Raw genomic sequence first — 17077 nt, forward strand, 5'->3', positions numbered from 1 at the left:
CCGGGAGGTTTTATGTTTTTATCCGTTCAGCTGAGCTGCTACCCACTCACCGATGACTACAAGCCGCCCATTCGTGCCGTTATCGAACGGCTTGAAAAGACGGGCCTGGAGATTTATCCGGGCCGCATGAGCACCGAAATGTTCGGTGAGTACGATGAAGTGATGCAGGTACTGTCGGACACCATGAAATGGTCGTTCGAGGAATACGGTAAAGCGGTGTTTGTGGCCAAGATCATGGAAGGTGACCGCAGGCCACGCCAATAACCAAGACTTCAAGGAAGGAGCCACGGATAGCTACCCTGCTATCCGTGGCTGGCATCTAGTCCGGTGTCACTCTCAGAACACGGCCGTCAGCACTGTCGGTGAGCAGGTAAACCGCTCCCTCCGGGCCGGTTACCACATCCCGGATACGCTCATCCAGCTCAGCAAACAGAGCTTCCACTTCCGTTGCCTCACCCTCCGCCAACCGGACACGATGCACCTGCCGGGTCACCAACCCGCCAACCAACAAATCGCCCTGCCACTGGGGAAACAGATCACCCGTGTATACGGTCATGCCCGATGGCGCGATGGACGGCGTCCAATGCAACATTGGCGACTCAATGCCTTCACGTTCCCTGAACGGCGTTACCCGGGCGCCGGTGTAGTCCAGCCCGTGGGTAGTGACCGGCCAACCATAATTGGCGCCCGGACGGATAACATTGATCTCATCTCCACCACGGGGACCGTGCTCATGGGCAATCAGCCGACCCTGACTGCTGTCGTAGGCCAGCCCCTGCACATTGCGATGACCATAGCTGTATATTTCACCCTCGTAGGCGTCGTGCCCTGCAAAAGGGTTGTCGTTCGGTACGCTGCCATCCGGGTTGAAGCGCACAATACTGCCAATGTGGTTTTGACGACGCTGGGCCTGCTCCCGGTAGTCAAAACCGTCTCCCAAGGTTAACACCAGCGTATTGTCCGGCAGCCATACCATCCGCCCTCCATAGTGGGCATTGCCCTTCTTCGCCGGCTGCACCCGGAATATTTCGCTTACATTTTCCAGGCCCTGCTCACCCAGTTTTCCCCTGGCCAGGCAGGTGTGATTCGCGTCCATGGTGCCGCAGGCATAACTCAGGTAAATCTTGCGGCTGTCCTCAAAATTCCTGGCGGGAAGCACATCAAACAGCCCTGCCTGTCCGGACGCGAAAACCTCCGGTACGCCATCCAGCGGTTCCGGCATCAGGTCGCCGTTGGCCGCCAGCATTCGCAGCCGTCCAGGCCTTTCGGTAACCAGCATTCGCCCATCGGGCAGGAACGCCAGCGACCAGGGGTGTTCAAGGCCACTGGCCACGGTTTCAATCGTATAGCCCGAGGCCTCATCCGCCACGGCATCAGATTCAGGCAGCGCCAGCCCGGCAACAACCAGCAGCATCACAACTGGCGCGGCAGAGGCTTTGCTTTTTTTACCGGGCAAACGCGAAACCAGAACGGCAAACAACCATCCCGAGAACGCAGCCGTTACCAGCATGGCAAACAGTCCCCCTATATCCCGTGTGGCCGCAATCAACGTAGGCATGGGCGCTAACGCATCCACGATCCGTAAAGTCGCCCACAGCCCGACTGCCGCCGCAAGCGGGCACAGCCACAAACGGCCAGAACGACCGAAAAGCCGGGCCACAAGGGACGCAGCCGCCTGGGAGAACAGAAAGCTGAGCCCAAAGAGGATGGCGTACAAGGGGGCAAAGTTCAGCAGATCCAGGACGGTGGTGTCGAGACGGGTTCCCATACTGATTTCAACCCCCAGGCCTTCCAGCGCCTGGAGATTGAACTGGGTTTGCACGAGGCTGCCCAGCAACGAACCCGCAATCAGCGCGACGATGAACGCCAACACCACTGACCTCCAACCGACCGATGCTGCCATTACTTCTCTCCAGAAGGCTCCAGCTTGTCCTGAGTGCGCAATTCAAAATCGCTGGCGTCGTGCCGTTCGTGTAACTGCCTGCTGTCCTCGCCCCAGGTGCGGTTAACCATCAATCCGCGCTTGACCGCTGGCCTTTCTGCGATTTCATCGGCCCAACGCATCACGTTCTTGTACGTGTGCGCTTCCAGGAACTCTGCCGCTTCGTACACCTTGTTTTTCACCAGTGCACCGTACCAGGGCCAGATCGCCATGTCCGCGATGGTGTATTCATCACCCGCAATGTAGCGATTGTCAGCCAATTGCCGATCCAGCACATCCAGCTGGCGCTTCACTTCCATGGTGTAGCGGTTGATCGGGTACTCGTATTTTTCCGGTGCGTAGGCGTAGAAATGGCCAAACCCACCGCCCAGGAACGGCGCACTGCCCATTTGCCAGAATAACCAGTTCATGGTTTCCGTGCGCGCCACAATGTCCGTCGGCAGGAACTCACCAAACTTCTCAGCGAGGTAAAGCAGGATAGAACCGGATTCAAACACGCGGACGGCCGGACTGTGGGTGTGGTCCATCATGGCCGGGATCTTGGAGTTCGGGTTCGCGTTCACGAAACCACTGCCAAACTGCTCACCCTCAGTGATGCGGATCAGCCAGGCATCGTATTCCGCTTCCTTGATACCCTTGGCCAAGAGCTCCTCAAACATGATCGTGGCCTTCACGCCATTCGGGGTCGCCAAAGAATAGACCTGAAACGGGTGCTCCCCGACCGGCAACTCTTTCTCATGAGTGGGGCCGGCAATCGGACGATTGATTTGCGAGAAGGCTCCGCCGCTCTCGGCATCCCATTTCCAGACTCTCGGGGGCGTGTAGGTATCGTCGGTCATTGGTTCATCCTCACTATTAACAGTTCACGGATCACAAGGCGATTAGTCAGTATGCATCCTACTCTGCTGAGTTATTGCAAAAAATGAATACTGACAACTAATTTGGATTAAAGGCTTAAGGGTGTGTACCTCAAGGATGGCGATCAGGACTGCGGAAAGCACACATTCCGACTTTGGGATGTCAGCTTGTTCCACTTCGGTTTATTGTTTTTGCGTGCTTTCTTTAAATAAGCCACCACGTCATCGAAGTGTTTTTCAGTTGCCCCCATTTCTCTTGCCTCATCACGATGAACGCCAGACATGAACGTCAATGCCTTGTATTCATCCTTTTGTTCATCAAGGGTGTCACTGATCACCGCCAGGTGCGAGGCACAGAAAATGTGCATGTTGCGCTTATCATAATCAACCTCCTGGGCCCAGCTGTTAAGGCTGAAAGCGGCCAGAAAGGCAAAAACGCATAGGGTTGGCTTCATGAGGCTTTACTCCCGGGACCAACAATGGATGTGAGTGCGCTGCCACTGTAGCAGACAGATTAAGGCCCGTACCGGAAGATTAAACCCCAGCGCTTGGGGACGTTAGCTACGCCTACAGCGGTTTGCGCTAATATAGTGATTACCTGTCGCGTTTACTGGGCCAGGCCAAGCCTGAATTGGAATCAGGGCAATAATAACAAGGGGGACTGCCATGAAACGAATGGTTCTCGCATCTGCCATCGGTATCGCTACCGTCACGGCCAGTATTTCTTTTTGGCTGAGCCAGACAGACTCCTCTGTCGACACCGCAAAATCGATCAGCAATCCACAAGCTGCCCCGGCACTGACTCAAGAGCTGCCGTCGACCAGTCAAAATCAGAACAGCGGGCTTACAGCCGAGCAACAGGCTTTACTGGACAACCCGCAAACGCTGGAACTGGCCAATCGACTCGACTTTGAGGAGGAACTACATACCTTTTTTGCGAAAGCCAAGAGCCTGTCTTCGAAAGAACGCGCAGCGGAGGCAGCCATGCTGGAACAGCGCCTGGCCGAATACCAACGCAGGGGACAGGTCAGCGCAGCAGAGAGCCTGATGGTCCGCATTGCCATGACGAAACTCACCATCGAAGACGAAGCCGCGCAGAAGCGGGCCTTGCAAGGCCTGATTGACCGGCAGAATGCCGCTGCGCAGGCTCGCAAGGAAGAGTGGCTGGCCAAACCCAAGCCGGAGTTTGAAGCCTATAAGCAGCAGGAAAAACAGATCGTAAAAGAGGTAATGGCTATGGCCAAAGTGCCCTCCGGGATGACCCGCAACGAATACTTACGCCAGCGATTGCAGGAAGCCCGCGTGGCCGCTCACAAAAACGGCGATGCGCCACAATAACGCATCGCCGTTCCAGTCAGCTCCCCGATTCCGAAGAACCTGAGACCCAATTTGCTACAAAAGCTGATCAAGTGCCCAGTAGAGCGGATTGAACGGCTTGTTGTAGTCAGCCTGCTGATCGCTTTCAGAGGCCTGCATCACAGCACCGCTTCCGTTCAACACATTGGCCACAAAATCATCCAGCTCCAGCCCCGCCTCCTGAATGTCTGAGTTGGCGAACTCGATGATTGTGGTGCAGTGGCTCTCGTTCACATCGCGGAACCATGGCAGGTAATAGCCAAAGTTATTCAGGTTGGACAGGGTACCCTTCAGGCGTTCTGTATCCGTATACCAGCGTTCGTGGATCAACGCCTCCTTGGCAGCCTGATTCGGCGCATTTTCGATTTCCGGATAGAAACGCTCGTAAGAATAGGAGGAGTAATTCAGATCCTGCCAGAAATGCGTATGCCCCATCCGATCATTCGGTAGCTCCGCAGAAAGAGCCGTATACAATGAGCCGAGATCGTTCAGGTTCATCAGTGGTAGCCCGTCGCTGAGGTATTCCAGCGGACCATTGGGCTGGTCCAGCCCCCAGGCATCACGGATAAACGACTGCAGCAGTACCGAAGGATAAACCTCTGGATCGGCTCCGGAAGGCGCACTGAAAGCTGGCCCGGAGTCGTTGATCATGTACCCCCGATTTGGCTCCATATCGCGGCGGGTCGGGTGATAATTGGTCAAACTGCCCAGGCCGCCGGCACTGCATCCAGTTGTGAGCAATTGCTTCGGCCGCTGCAGATTGTCCTTCACCCATGAAATGGCTGCACGGGTGTTGCGAAGACCATTGTGATGCCAGATCAGAGGCTCCGCTTCACCCTCTGGATCTTCATACACGGCCACCTTGTCACCAGAGTAGACATCCCCCGTACAGTAAGGGATATAGACCATGTTCCAGTTTTGGGTCTTGACCGATGTCAGTGGATTCAGGCGCACCACAAACGGGCTGACCAGGCTGGCGCTCGGGTTCGTCAGGCTCATATAGTCATCGGGAATTCCGTCCGGATTGCGCGCTCCCCGAATCCCTGTCTGGCCAGAGCAGCTTTCATAGTCCCAGCAGGCGCCGCCCCCTTCCAGATAGATAATCGTATTACTGGTATTCGGCACCCGGTTCACAAAGAACTTGTATTCAGAGCCGTTACCACAAACAGCACCGGTTTCGGGCGCCAGAGGAATGGTTTGCCAGGCGTAATAGTTGCCCGGCGAAAAACCATCGTTGAACCCCGGCGGGTTGGCAAGCAAGGGGTAGTCACCCTGACGCTGAGCTGCAGTAACCGGGTTATCCGCTGCCGGTGGATTAACCAGATTCCCGAGCGTTCGCCAGAAACCATAGTCACCCAGTTCGGCCATCGCCGGGCCTGTTACGCCCAGTAGAATAAGAACAGCTAGCAGTTGGTTCTTGATGCTCGTTTTCACAGGCATCCCTCCTTGATTGTTGTTATTGGGGTGTAGGCAATCGTCGTGCTCAACCCCTGAACCGAAACTAGACGTGACACTCTGTCATTTCAACAAAAGCCCGTAGAACAATTTGTCCTAAAAAATGACAGGTAATAGCGTTGTCGGAAAACATAAAGGAAATGATTGAATTGGAGAGAACCGCCCACCCCATCGCTTACTTAATATTGGCCCAATGGGACTAAAAGCACGTTCATCACGACATAAAACGTAACAATTTGCCACTGTTTAGAAACTAAGCTTCTGAAATAAAATGAATATTCAGGCAATAACTGGCAGACAGCGTTCAACATCAGGCGACTGTAATTCCATTAATCCGCGATTATATTAAGCGAGTCTTCGATGTTAGAGAGCAGTTATAATGAGGCGCTGGTCGCCTGCTCTATTATCATTGCCGTCCTTGCATCCTATACGGCCCTGAATATGGCCAGCCGTGTCTCCAGCGCATCGGGGCGCTCTGCCGTTCTGTGGCTGATTGGTGGTTCCATCGCCATGGGCTTTGGCATCTGGTCCATGCACTTTATAGGCATGCTCGCCTTTAGCCTTCCCATCGAACTTGGCTACGACGTTCCCCTCACCCTGCTTTCATTAGTCATCGCCATTGCTTGTTCTGCGTTCGCCCTTTATCTGGTGTGTCAGGACACATTGCCCTGGAGCCGGCTGTTATCGGGTGGTTTGCTGATGGGCCTGGGTGTAGCCAGCATGCACTACATCGGCATGGAAGCATTGCTCATGCAGCCGTACATTTTCTATGTGCCCTGGCTGGTTGGACTATCCATCGCTATCGCCATCGTTGCGGCCACAGCAGCCCTTTGGCTGGCCTTTCGTCTGCGGGAGGAAACCAAGCGGGCCACCTTCGGCCGCATTGGCGCGTCCCTGGTTATGGGGTGCGCCATTATCGGCATGCACTACACGGGGATGGCTGCCTCCAAATTCCCGATCGACAGCTTCTGTGGCGCGGCCAACAGCGGGATCGATACAAAGTGGCTGGCGGTGCTGGTCATCATTGTCAGCCTTGCGGTGTTCGCCATTGCACTCATCGTGTCCATGCTTGATGTACGCACAAGCCGCCTTTCCAACTCACTCGATGACGCCAATAACGAACTCATCAAGCTCGCCCTGCAGGACAACCTGACCCGCATACCAAATCGCGTTCTGTTGGGCGACCGTCTGGAGCAGGCGATACACCGAGCCGAGAGAAACAACAGTGAGTTTGCCGTACTGTTTTTGGACCTCGACGGCTTCAAGGCGATCAACGACATGCACGGACATCATGTCGGAGATTCCTTGCTGAAGGAAGTCGCCAATCGCCTGCTAATAAACAAACGTGAAGGGGACACAGCTGCAAGGCTTGGAGGCGATGAATTTGTACTCTTGCTGGAGCCCAGTTCACCGGAAATTTCCGCCGTATTTGCTCAGCGGTTAATCGACTCTATAGAGCAGCCTTACGAGACCTCGAATATCCCACTTCACATTTCCACCAGTGTCGGCATCGCGATTTACCCCCAGGACGGTAAAACCGAACATGAACTGATGGTGAATGCCGACGCAGCCATGTACCACGCCAAAAAGCAGGGCCGCAACGGCTATTGTTTTTTCGAGCACGGCATGAATGCCAATGTGCATCTACAGATGCAGATGCAGCAGAACCTGCGACAGGCCGTCAGCCGCAACGAGCTGGTTCTGCATTATCAGCCAAAATTTGTGGCCCCAGCCGGCCCCATGACTGGCCTCGAAGCCCTGCTGCGGTGGCAAAGCCCCGATCACGGATTCCTGTCACCCGATCGTTTTCTCCCGCTGGCAGAGAGCTCCGGGCTGATCGTGCCCATAGGCAACTGGGTCATCGAAGAAGCCTGCCGGCAAATGAGGGTCTGGTACGATCAGGGGCATCGTGAGTGGAGCGTGGCGGTAAACCTTTCAGCGGTTCAGTTGGAACACCATAGCCTGGTGGACGTGGTTCGCGAGGCATTGAAAAAACACTCTCTGGATCCCTCACATCTGGTGCTTGAAATCACCGAAACAACGGCCATGCGCAACGCAGAGACAAGTCTCACCGTATTGAACAAACTTTCAGCGCTTGGCGTATCCATTTCTATCGACGACTTTGGCACCGGCTACTCAAGCCTGCTCTACCTCAAACGTTTGCCAGCCAACGAACTGAAAATAGACCGCGGCTTTATTACCGAGCTGGCCCAGGATAACGATGACGAAGCAATCATCCAGGCGATCATTGCTCTGGGCAAAACGCTGGACATGAGGATTGTCGCAGAAGGTGTTGAAACAGCCGAACAACAGGCACTACTGACCCAGCTTGGTTGCAACACCCTGCAAGGATACCTGTTGGCCAGACCTGCCCCGCCCGACGCGTTGCTTGAGAAGATTGCTCACATGACCAAACGTACGGAATCAGCTCTGGTTACTTAGATGAGCGGAGCGGCATGACGACTGTTGGCATCGTTGGCAGAAGAATGCCGCTGCCAACGATGTTGAGCTATGAAAACGACGGTGCAGATCACGCACCTGTTCGGCAAGACCGGCTCGCTATTATTGCCTCAGTCGTACTCCACATGCTGAGGCAGATCATCTGTTATCTCGATCCAAGGAGCCTTGCTTCCCACAAATACATGGCGCCCTGCGTTCACTCCTGGATCAGTATCGAGTGTTCCTAGAGGGAAACCATAGATCTCGGGGGCTGCATCGAATTTGGTATAGAGACTAGAGCCGCAGTTTGAGCAGAAGCCTTTGTGCTCGCCCGGAGAAGATTCGTAGAACCTCAGCAACACCTCACCTTTGACGGTGTGCCAATCCGAGGATTGCACCTTGGCGCGGGTTCTGAACGCTGAGGCATGAAGCTTGCGACACATTGAACAGTGACAGTTCAGAACATCGGTCAGCGGACCGTTGATTTCGTATTGAATGCCCCCGCAGAGACAACTACCTGTTTGCTTCATTGATGCACCTCCTTGTGTGATAACGAGGCTGTAGAAAAACCCAACTCTGAGCTGTTCCCACTGCCTGATTCCTGTAAATTTTATCGCGGCCACCAATTGGCCAACTATCGCAACTTCGGTGTTCAGCCAGCAGTTTCGGCCCTTTGACGATATCAGTGTCGATATTGCTGGCGTCCAGCGAACACACTCCCACCTACTACTCCTCGCATCACGCCGCCAACTGCCCGTAATTCGCCAGCTTCTCAATATTGTGCACCAGGCAGTATAGCTGCCATTGGCCCTGCACTTTCTTCTTGCCCCGCAAACTGAACCGATTCAGTCGTTTGTTGGTGCCGATGTTGCCGAACACCGGTTCCACCACCGACATGCGGTGGCTGTAGATCTCTTTGCCCTTTGGGCTGTCGACCCGGTGCTTCATCCAGTCCGTATAGTTGGGCAGGCGCTTTGGACTTACCCCGATACACATGACACACCCCAGCCTCAAACGGAGGCCATTTCAAAGGCCTCTGGGCTGACGCCACCCAGATGGGTATGACGCCGAATTCGGTTATAGAACACTTCGATGTAGTCGAACACATCCGCCTTGGCCAGGTCACGGGTTTTGTAGATCCGCTTCCGGATACGCTCCTTTTTCAGGCTGCTGAAGAAGGATTCCGCGACGGCATTATCCCAACAATTGCCCCGACGGCTCATGCTCGGGTCTAGATTGTGGGCACGGCAGAACCGGTGCCAGTCATCACTGCCGTACTGGGAGCCTTGGTCGGAATGCACCAGCACGGTAGCTTTCGGGCGTCGACGCCAGACCGCCATCAGCAGTGCATCCACCACCAGGCTGCGGTGCAGCGTGGGTTTCATGGACCAGCCCACCACACGACGCGAGAACAGATCGACCACCACCGCCAGATACAGCCACCCCTGCCAGGTTCGCAAATAGGTGATATCGGTGACCCAGGACTTGTCCGGGCGGTCCACCGTAAACTCACGTTGAAGCTTGTTCGGGGTCAGGATTGACGGTCGTCCGGCAATCACCCTTGGCGCTTTATAGCCTCGCAGCGCTTTGATTTTATGCTCTTTCATCAACCGGGCGACCCGGTTCTTGCCGCAGGTTTCACCGGCTTCCCGAAGGTCCAGAAACACGCGTGGAGCACCGTAGACACCAGAGCTTCCCTGATACGACGCCAGGATCTGCGCCAGCAGCCGCTGGTTATCGATAGCTCGGTCAGATAATGGCTTATGCAGCCATTGATAAAACCCGCTGCGAGCCACCTGGAGCACGCGACACATGGTCTTCGTATTGAATTCGTGTCGGTGATCGTTGATGAACCGATACTTTACTCGGGCTCTCTGGCAAAGTACCGAGCGGCCTTTTTTAGGATATCCCGCTCCTCTTCAATCCGGCGCATCTGGGCCCGTAGCCTTAGAATCTCGCTCTTGGCTTCGACCAATTCGGCAGCCTGTTCGTCAGACTTATCCGGTTTCACGGCCTTAACCCATTTGTAGAGGCTGTGAGTCGATACTCCCAGTCGTTGCGACACTTCGGCGACGGTATAGCCCCGCTCCAGCACTTGTCGGACCGCTTCGTCCTTGAATTCAGGGGGGTAACGTTGGCTGCTCATGGCAATTCCTCCTATGCTCTAATCATAGGCTAGGCGTGTCCACTGCACCGGGGTAAGTCCAATCATAGGCTAGGCGTGTCCACTGCACCGGGGTAAGTCCAAGTCCGGTAAATGACCGTCCACTAAAGCGGTGCAAGATCAGCGGCCTTTGTGTAGCGAAGCGGAGAAAAGGCCGTCCGGTGGAGGCCCATCGGGCCGGAACGAACTGCAATGACTGGTTAGAGTTTGTCTAGCTCCGAGATAAGCTCTTTGCGAGTCGAATCCCGAGCATCCATTGCGGCCGTCAGCTCTTGGTTCTGTTGAGTAGATAAATTTCCTGATGAGCCTGCGGCATCAATTTTTTGGTGAAAATCAAACCAGCGCTCGTACGCTTTTATGAACGTCCTTACTCTTGAGGATACGTTTGGATTCACCTTTTCAATTTCATCGACTAATTCGCTAGCCGACTTAAGTTCAAAGTCTTCTATTCCAAGTTTTTTCGCCACAATCTGATGGACTTGATGGTAAAAAACGTGGAGATCCTCTCTTGTTAAATACATTCTCGATGATCCTTCTATTGAGACTCTACCGCTTTGCTTTGCGGCATACCCGGGCGCAACGCAGGTACTTCCGGCAACAGCTATTGGTTATATTTATGAAGAAAGTCAAAGGTGTCGGAGAAGCATTAGCCCCTTTAAGATTCGAGGGCTTTTCTTCTTGAGCCGCTTGATTCCAAGAATCGATCCGCGATTTCAGCTATATCGGGATATTTATTCCTCGAATGATGAATTGCCGACTTGGTTGGGATAACCGACTTCACAAGAGCGTCGTAATCTTCAAAAAACTCTTCGTATCCATTAAGTAAGCTTTGGGCGTCATGCGCAGCGCCCCGAACAACCCAGAAATCAAGCTCTTGGTAATGATAGAAACGTTCTTTAAAGGTCTTATCTGAATCCCATCCCCAAGCTTTCAAACTAATGGGGCCATATTTATTCTGGCTTTTTGTCAGGCAGTCCTCTGCTAAGTGATTTAGTAAAACTGCAATCGAATAAGCAGTTTGACCACTGCCTCTCGAAACTTCCAAAAGCTGTTCTTCAACTGCTGCTGCGACCAAAATATAAGCAGCAACATATTCGTTTACTTCAAGTGGAAACTGTAGAGTTTGAGGTGAGGATTCCGCAGATACCTTTGCATCGTCTATTACGCGTCTTAGCCATTTTTCGTCTTCCGCAATTTCACTATTCGAAAACTCAGGCTCAACATGACTCAGAGCTTCTTCAACCTGCCAAGGTCTCGATAACCGCCCCGTGTAAACCCAGTGACGTAGCTGAGCGGCAGAAAACGATTTTGTGGAGGTTGCAATTACGCCCAGAAGAGAGCTGTACTGCTCCTTTAAACGTGCATGGAGGGCAGCGCCAGTGGCATCAGCAGTATGACGCTTGTCTTTCTCCAGAGTATCTATTTGCTCACCCAAAGAACGGAGCTGCTGCCAACGTTGACGGGCAAGGTGATCTTCAAGATTTGCAGCTCTTTCTTTTTCAGCATTCGCTCTAAACTTCGCCTTGATTGCTGCATTCCGCTGGTAAAAAGCAACCGCAATTGCCACGAGCAAACCAAGTATACTTGCGACGCTGCCCATTGATGCCATGACCTGCCCCCAGTGTTTAATCCAACTGCTCCCTAGTAATGTCCGTTACTTTTGAATCTGTTTTTCCAAGTCGGAGAGCGGAGGCAAATTCCAGGGGTGTCTGATACCCCAGGGATGAATGCGGACGCTGCTCATTGTAGTCCAATCGCCAGTTACTGATTTTCTCCCGGGCATGAGCAAGGTCCCGGAACCAGTGTTCATTCAGGCACTCATCCCGGAATTTTCCGTTAAAGCTCTCGACGTAACCATTCTGCATCGGCTTTCCGGGCTGAATCAGCTTCAGTTCAACGCCATGGCGGTATGCCCATTGATCGAGCGCTCTGCCAGTGAATTCCGGCCCCTGGTCGGTTCTAACGGCCTTCGGGTAGCCTCGGAAGGCCGCTATACCATCCAAGGTGCGGGCGACCTGTTCACCTGAAATGCCCATGGCCACGGGAATGTCGAGGCACTCCTTCGTGAAGTCATCCACAATCGTCAGGCATTTGATCCTGCGGCCGTTGGCCAAGGAATCCATCACAAAGTCCATGGACCACGTGTGGTTCGGCGCACCAGGCAACACCAATGGCTGCCGTTCGACCATCACACCTTTACGGCGCTTGCGTTTGCGGACGGCCAGGCCGGCCTCTCGGTAAAGTCGATAAACCTTCTTGTGATTCACCTCAGCACCCTCACGACGCAGCAACTGGTGAACACGCCGGTACCCGAACCGGCGGCGCTCGAACGCAATGGCTTTGATGCGCTCTGTCAGCTCACGCTCCTCTGGAGAGCGCTGAGACTGATATCGCATCGTTGCGCGGGATAACCCGACGAGTGAACAGGCTTTGCGCTCGGATATCGTCGTCTCCGACAGCATGGTGCGCACAGCCTCGCGCTTGTTCCCGACGGTTAGTACTTTCGGTTGAGGGCGGCCTTCAGGGCTTCTGTATCCAGCATGGACTCGGCCAGCAACTTCTTGAGCCGGGCGTTCTCTTCCTCAAGGGCTTTCAGGCGACGGGCTTCTGAGACTTCCAGGCCGCCATACTTCTTGCGCCAGGTGTAGAAGGTGGCATCCGAGATGTTGTACTTCCGGCACAGCTCTTTGACCGGAAGGCCGGCCTCGGCTTCCTTGAGAATGGGAATGATCTGTTCTTCGGTGAATCGCTTCTTCATGTTCATCGTCCTCTCTGGTGATGAACATTACTAAGATCAGGATGGATTAGAAAGTTGGGTGCAGGTCAGACATATCAAACATGCGATCCTCCACCTAGTACGGTCGCGACATATTACCGAATATCAAGAATATTTTCTTTGAAAACATGACCGTGAATCGCAAACCCGCGAGGACAGTTCGCCTGGAGCACAGAGACTGGACTGCCTAATGCCGTGCCCTACCGAAATCACAGGAATATAACGCCCGCAGCACGCGCGGCTTTGTAGTGGAGGCGCAGCCGGAACGAAAAAGCCGTCGCTGTGCCTGCGATTGATACTGATTGAGCCTTCTCCCCAGCCCAGCGGTTGCCCGCTAAGCTGGAAGGCGACCAAGCACTACAAGGGAGAAGACTCAATGAACTTTTACCATAGCACCCACCGCCATTATTGTGGAATCGACCTGCACGCCCGCAGCCTGTATGTCTGTATCATCGACCAGCAGGGGGAGGTGTTGCTGCACAAGGAAATCAAAGCTCGGCCGGAACTCTTACTGGCCACGCTCGAACCGTTTCGCGACGATCTTGTTGTGGGTGTCGAGTGCATGCACTGCTGGTACTGGATCTCCGATCTGTGTGAAGAGCACGGCATACACTTCATCCTTGGCCATGCACTTTATATGAAGGCCATCCACGGTGGTAAAACCAAGAACGATCGCATCGATTCCTTCAAGATCGCGATGCTCATGCGCGGTGGTAATTTCCCACTGGCTTACGTCTATCCCAAGGAGATGCGGGCCACCCGCGATCTACTGCGCCGCCGTACCCGCATCGTCCGTCATGGGGCTATGCTCAAGGCCCACGCAGTGAACACCCTGGGGCAGTACAATCTGCCGCCCAGCAAAGCCAACCTCAACAATCCAGGCGGCCGGTCACAACTCACTGCTGCTTTTACCGATCCAGACGTTCAACGCAACATCGATCTGGACCTGGCCATCGTCGACTGTTATCAGCACGAACTCAAAAAGCTTGAATGGCATCTAGAACAGCAGGCCAAACAACACAATCCGGCGTCACTCAACGTACTGAAGACCATTCCCGGAGTGGGTCGCATTCTGGCGCTGACCATTCTCTACGAAGTCGGCGATATTCAACGCTTCGAATCCGTTCAGAAATTCGCGTCCTACGCTCGCCTGGTGAAGTGCAAAGCCGAATCCGCCGGAAAGGTCTACGGCACTCAGGGCAACAAGATCGGCAATGCCCATCTGAAGTGGGCATTCTCTGAAGCTGCTGTGCTGTTCATCCGCAACAACGACAGAGCCAAGCGCTACGTTGAAAAGCTCCAGAAGCGAATGAACAAACCCAAGGCCTTATCCGCTTTGGCGCACAAGTTGGGCCGAGCTGTGTACTTCATGCTCAAAGACAAAAGGGTGTTCGATGAACAACGGTTCCTGAGAGGTTAGTCACGCCACGGGCTGAGCAAGACGTCTAACTGGATCCGGAAGGATGACACCGAAGACTGCGCGTCCGCTGACTGGTACCCGATACCCAAGCGGTTTTCTGTCACTGATGTTGAAGCCAGAGCGACTTGATATGTGTTTGCTGTAAGTGCCTGACAGCTCCGCGAGACTGACGAAGCAGGCGTTCTTGCTCATGGATTTAGGTTGGCCGCTGGCGCGGCCAAAAAATGACTATTGCCTATTGATTCCGAGAAGGCTCATATGTGTTAACCTTTTTATCGGCGAATCCGCAAATTTGCAACTTCGAAGTTCTTTAACTCCTCATCTTTGTCATTATAGATAAAACTTACCTCAAAATACGGACGGATGAGGCATTCCAAAGTCGCTACGCCTGAACTGATTTCGATATCGTAAAAAATTTTATCAAGCTCATACTTATTCATTGCATAATCTATTTCTTGAATATCGATTTCAATGAAAACTCTGCGTAAATTGTAGCTGTAGCTTACGTAAATATCACCACCACCCAGACTCCGAGTGCTGATCACTTCAGAATCTTCAAGCCCCTCCAGCATCTCTACCCTTAATGCAAGAATGTTCCTAACTTTATTTTCAAATATTGAATTCTCTAGATAATTAGCGAGACCAAAATTTGACATCTCATTTAGAAAGGAAATGGATGAACTCTCTATAAAATCTTCGAACACCTCTTCCGATTTATAGTGATCTATTGCATGTTTATCTCTATCAACTCTACTATTGATAAAATCGAAGAGAGAAGTGAATGGTACTACTTTTGCCTTAACTCCTTTTTCTTTTAAATCAGCAGCCAAATCAGGGTGAAAATAAACTGAATCGTTTTTCTTTTTAAAAAAATCCGACTTGTTTTGAGTTATAAAAACCACATCCTCATTCACGTCTCTGTTTACAAGGTAATCGATAAATGATAGCCAGATAAGAGTATCTCGATATCCCTTCTCTCCCTCCAAGAATGGTTTTTTGTTTCTAAGGGCACGACTTACGACCTCAGAATGCGATATTTTTCCGTATCCAATTTCTTCGACATTTTCCGCTCTTGATTTAATTATTGAGAGAAAGTCATAGCTTTTAACTCCAGATCATCTTCGCTATACTGCAATTTACTATAATTGAGTTTTGAGCTTTCTTGATGCCGGATTTTATCTCATGAAGAGCCTCTAAAAGCTCTCGATTTCTTATATTTTCAGATTCTTGAATCACTAAATCTGAGACAATTAACGAATGACCTTCGTTATTCAGAAAATGGAAAAGATACTTGAAGTTTGCATTTCGCATGAACCAATCATTATAGAATATGTTCGTATCAACAAAAATCTTCATCCATTCTCCCCAAATTGGTTAACGCGAAGCTAAGCGGCGCCCTGACAAGGGCGTCCGGTGGAGGCCGAAGGCCGGAACAAACTTAAGCGCCTTGTTAACCATTTTTCGGCATACTTCTGCCAATACCGAGACCACCTATGAATGAAATGACGCCAAAAATGATTTTCTCAGCGAGCTGATCTTTGTCTAAGAACAGGGCGGCGACAGCTATACCTAGAATTACGAATGCTACGGCAAAGAAATAGAACAGCCCACGATGCGCGATACCAGCCATTATTTCCGCTTGTTTGGTGCCTTCTTTAGCTGCGATCTCTTGGCTACGAGCGATAGGCTCTACGATACCCTCGAAGAACTTGCCCATTGCCTGAATTTCAACAGGCTCACCGTTGTCAACGACAGTGGAGTGCTCGGTTATTTCCTTGGGCTGCTTCTCTTCTTCCTGACTCTGACTCATAACTTCTCTTTGTAGTGGTTAACGCTTGCAGCATGCGCGCCCATGGAATGGAGCCAAAGGCGCAATGTAATGGGCGTCGCCGTGCCTGCACTGGTTAGCGCATTCTTTCCTGGGCCCGACGTGCCGCTAAAAATATCTGTTGCACATTAGCTGTAAACGACTTGATCGCCTCACAATCAAGTTCATCAAGATCCATCTCCAACGCGCCCTCAGATGCCTCAAGGTATTTTAAGACAACAGTGTCTGGGTCTAGTTTGATCAATTGAGATTGTGCTCTCAGAGACGTCGGTACCGCATCAAAATTAAAGCTATTAAGGTCACAATGCATGTGAGCCACGCGCAACATTCCATAGATTCTGGCCCACCCCTCAATCATATTTTTCACATACGCTTCTGTTTTTCGATTGCTTTCGTCCAAAGCGGCCAAATGCCGCAATGATTGCTCCTCGCAGGATGTCCCCTTCGACGCTGCTTTAGAGCAACGCTCCTTGTCCAGCTCTTCGATAAACGCCTCGTTTTCCGAAGTCATCTTGCTCATGGACTGATTGATTAGTTGCAGTTCAGAGAACAAACGCTCGTCCAAACTCTCTGACGCGAAGAGCGCTATAGGGAAAACGAAAAGAAGAAAGCTGATGGGGTAAATGTATAGCAATCGCATGTGTACTTTTCTCGCTAACGAGGCTGTAGAAAAACCCAATTCTGAGCCGCTTCCACTCGCCTTTTCAGTTGTTCGTTTGTTCATCCGCCGTTGGCGGATGCATTCGTTTATTTGCTGGCAAATGTGGCTCAGAATCCAAGTTTCGCCGCTGTGTCACCTATAGCTCATTCAGCGGCGCCGATTGTGGGTCCTTCTGCGGT

17 protein-coding genes and 1 pseudogene are annotated in these 17077 nt (G+C 52.4%); 4 read left to right on the forward strand and 14 right to left on the reverse strand.

All coding sequences use genetic code 11. The annotated features are described in order from the left end of the window. The first annotated feature begins 12 nt into the window (after window positions 1-12). Window positions 13-264 carry a thiamine-binding protein gene (locus MDG893_RS15195; protein WP_007154701.1) on the forward strand — a complete coding sequence of 84 codons (252 nt, stop codon included), beginning with the start codon at window positions 13-15 and terminating at the stop codon, window positions 262-264. Window positions 265-319: 55 nt separating this feature from the next. Here the strand turns inward: MDG893_RS15195 and MDG893_RS15200 are convergent, their stop codons facing one another. The 3 genes from MDG893_RS15200 to MDG893_RS21090 all read right to left on the reverse strand — a co-directional run bounded on the left by MDG893_RS15200 (window position 320) and on the right by MDG893_RS21090 (window position 3254). Beyond that, on the reverse strand, window positions 320-1903 hold the full coding sequence (locus MDG893_RS15200) for a PQQ-dependent sugar dehydrogenase (RefSeq protein ID WP_007154702.1): 1584 nt from the start codon (window positions 1901-1903) through the stop codon (window positions 320-322). Continuing rightward, window positions 1903-2781 (reverse strand): glutathione-dependent disulfide-bond oxidoreductase, encoded by an 879-nt coding sequence (yghU, locus tag MDG893_RS15205; protein WP_007154703.1) that lies wholly within the window; start codon window positions 2779-2781, stop codon window positions 1903-1905. Before yghU ends, MDG893_RS15200 begins: the two co-directional genes overlap by 1 nt. Before the next feature lie 143 nt (window positions 2782-2924). Further along, window positions 2925-3254 (reverse strand): hypothetical protein, encoded by a 330-nt coding sequence (locus MDG893_RS21090; RefSeq protein ID WP_007154704.1) that lies wholly within the window; start codon window positions 3252-3254, stop codon window positions 2925-2927. 211 nt (window positions 3255-3465) lie between these two features. Here MDG893_RS21090 and MDG893_RS15215 point away from each other — a divergent pair, with 211 nt between their 5' ends. Then, window positions 3466-4137, forward strand: coding sequence for a hypothetical protein (locus tag MDG893_RS15215; protein ID WP_007154705.1), 672 nt, complete (start codon window positions 3466-3468; stop codon window positions 4135-4137). Window positions 4138-4191: 54 nt separating this feature from the next. Here the strand turns inward: MDG893_RS15215 and MDG893_RS15220 are convergent, their stop codons facing one another. Next, a complete protein-coding gene (locus tag MDG893_RS15220; RefSeq protein WP_007154706.1) occupies window positions 4192-5595 on the reverse strand; it encodes a pectin acetylesterase-family hydrolase in 1404 nt (467 codons plus the stop codon). A 375-nt stretch (window positions 5596-5970) separates the two neighbouring features. On the opposite strand from MDG893_RS15220, the gene MDG893_RS15225 reads away from it, so the two are divergent. Then, window positions 5971-8052, forward strand: a complete 2082-nt coding sequence (locus tag MDG893_RS15225) for a bifunctional diguanylate cyclase/phosphodiesterase (protein WP_007154707.1) — start codon at window positions 5971-5973, stop codon at window positions 8050-8052. Between the two features lie 128 nt (window positions 8053-8180). Here the strand turns inward: MDG893_RS15225 and MDG893_RS15230 are convergent, their stop codons facing one another. The 6 genes and pseudogenes from MDG893_RS15230 to MDG893_RS15260 form a co-directional block, all read right to left on the reverse strand. Next, window positions 8181-8579, reverse strand: coding sequence for a GFA family protein (locus MDG893_RS15230; RefSeq protein ID WP_007154708.1), 399 nt, complete (start codon window positions 8577-8579; stop codon window positions 8181-8183). 208 nt (window positions 8580-8787) lie between these two features. Continuing rightward, a pseudogene (locus MDG893_RS15235) lies at window positions 8788-9033 on the reverse strand (transposase); the annotation flags it as partial. Between the two features lie 26 nt (window positions 9034-9059). After that, window positions 9060-10195, reverse strand: a protein-coding gene (locus tag MDG893_RS15240; RefSeq protein ID WP_425268447.1) for an IS3 family transposase whose coding sequence is annotated in 2 segments (ribosomal slippage) — window positions 9060-9943 and window positions 9943-10195 — 1137 coding nt in all. Because the reading frame shifts where the segments join, the coding sequence is not laid out codon by codon here. 218 nt (window positions 10196-10413) lie between these two features. Next, complete coding sequence (locus MDG893_RS15250) at window positions 10414-10734, reverse strand: hypothetical protein (protein WP_007154710.1); 321 nt, start codon at window positions 10732-10734, stop codon at window positions 10414-10416. A 134-nt stretch (window positions 10735-10868) separates the two neighbouring features. Further along, on the reverse strand, window positions 10869-11822 hold the full coding sequence (locus tag MDG893_RS15255) for a hypothetical protein (protein WP_040474668.1): 954 nt from the start codon (window positions 11820-11822) through the stop codon (window positions 10869-10871). Between the two features lie 16 nt (window positions 11823-11838). Next, window positions 11839-12971 (reverse strand): IS3 family transposase gene (locus tag MDG893_RS15260; RefSeq protein WP_085985277.1). Its coding sequence is split into 2 segments (ribosomal slippage): window positions 11839-12713 and window positions 12713-12971, totalling 1134 coding nucleotides; the frame shifts between segments, so codons are not numbered across the junction. 394 nt (window positions 12972-13365) lie between these two features. Here MDG893_RS15260 and MDG893_RS15270 point away from each other — a divergent pair. Further along, a complete protein-coding gene (locus MDG893_RS15270; RefSeq protein WP_007154712.1) occupies window positions 13366-14409 on the forward strand; it encodes an IS110 family RNA-guided transposase in 1044 nt (347 codons plus the stop codon). A gap of 272 nt (window positions 14410-14681) precedes the next feature. Here the strand turns inward: MDG893_RS15270 and MDG893_RS15275 are convergent, their stop codons facing one another. From MDG893_RS15275 to MDG893_RS15285, 4 genes are all read right to left on the reverse strand, one after another. Next, window positions 14682-15494: a PIN domain-containing protein gene (locus tag MDG893_RS15275; protein WP_208855210.1), complete on the reverse strand. Its 813-nt coding sequence runs from the start codon at window positions 15492-15494 to the stop codon at window positions 14682-14684. 19 nt (window positions 15495-15513) lie between these two features. Further along, window positions 15514-15765, reverse strand: coding sequence for a PIN domain-containing protein (locus MDG893_RS21435; protein ID WP_007154714.1), 252 nt, complete (start codon window positions 15763-15765; stop codon window positions 15514-15516). Between the two features lie 94 nt (window positions 15766-15859). Further along, window positions 15860-16219 (reverse strand): hypothetical protein, encoded by a 360-nt coding sequence (locus MDG893_RS15280; RefSeq protein WP_007154715.1) that lies wholly within the window; start codon window positions 16217-16219, stop codon window positions 15860-15862. Between the two features lie 94 nt (window positions 16220-16313). After that, window positions 16314-16961, reverse strand: coding sequence for a hypothetical protein (locus MDG893_RS15285; protein ID WP_157132858.1), 648 nt, complete (start codon window positions 16959-16961; stop codon window positions 16314-16316). Window positions 16962-17077 lie beyond the last annotated feature (116 nt).

It is taken from the genome of Marinobacter algicola DG893, assembly GCF_000170835.1.
Taxonomy (GTDB): domain Bacteria; phylum Pseudomonadota; class Gammaproteobacteria; order Pseudomonadales; family Oleiphilaceae; genus Marinobacter; species Marinobacter algicola.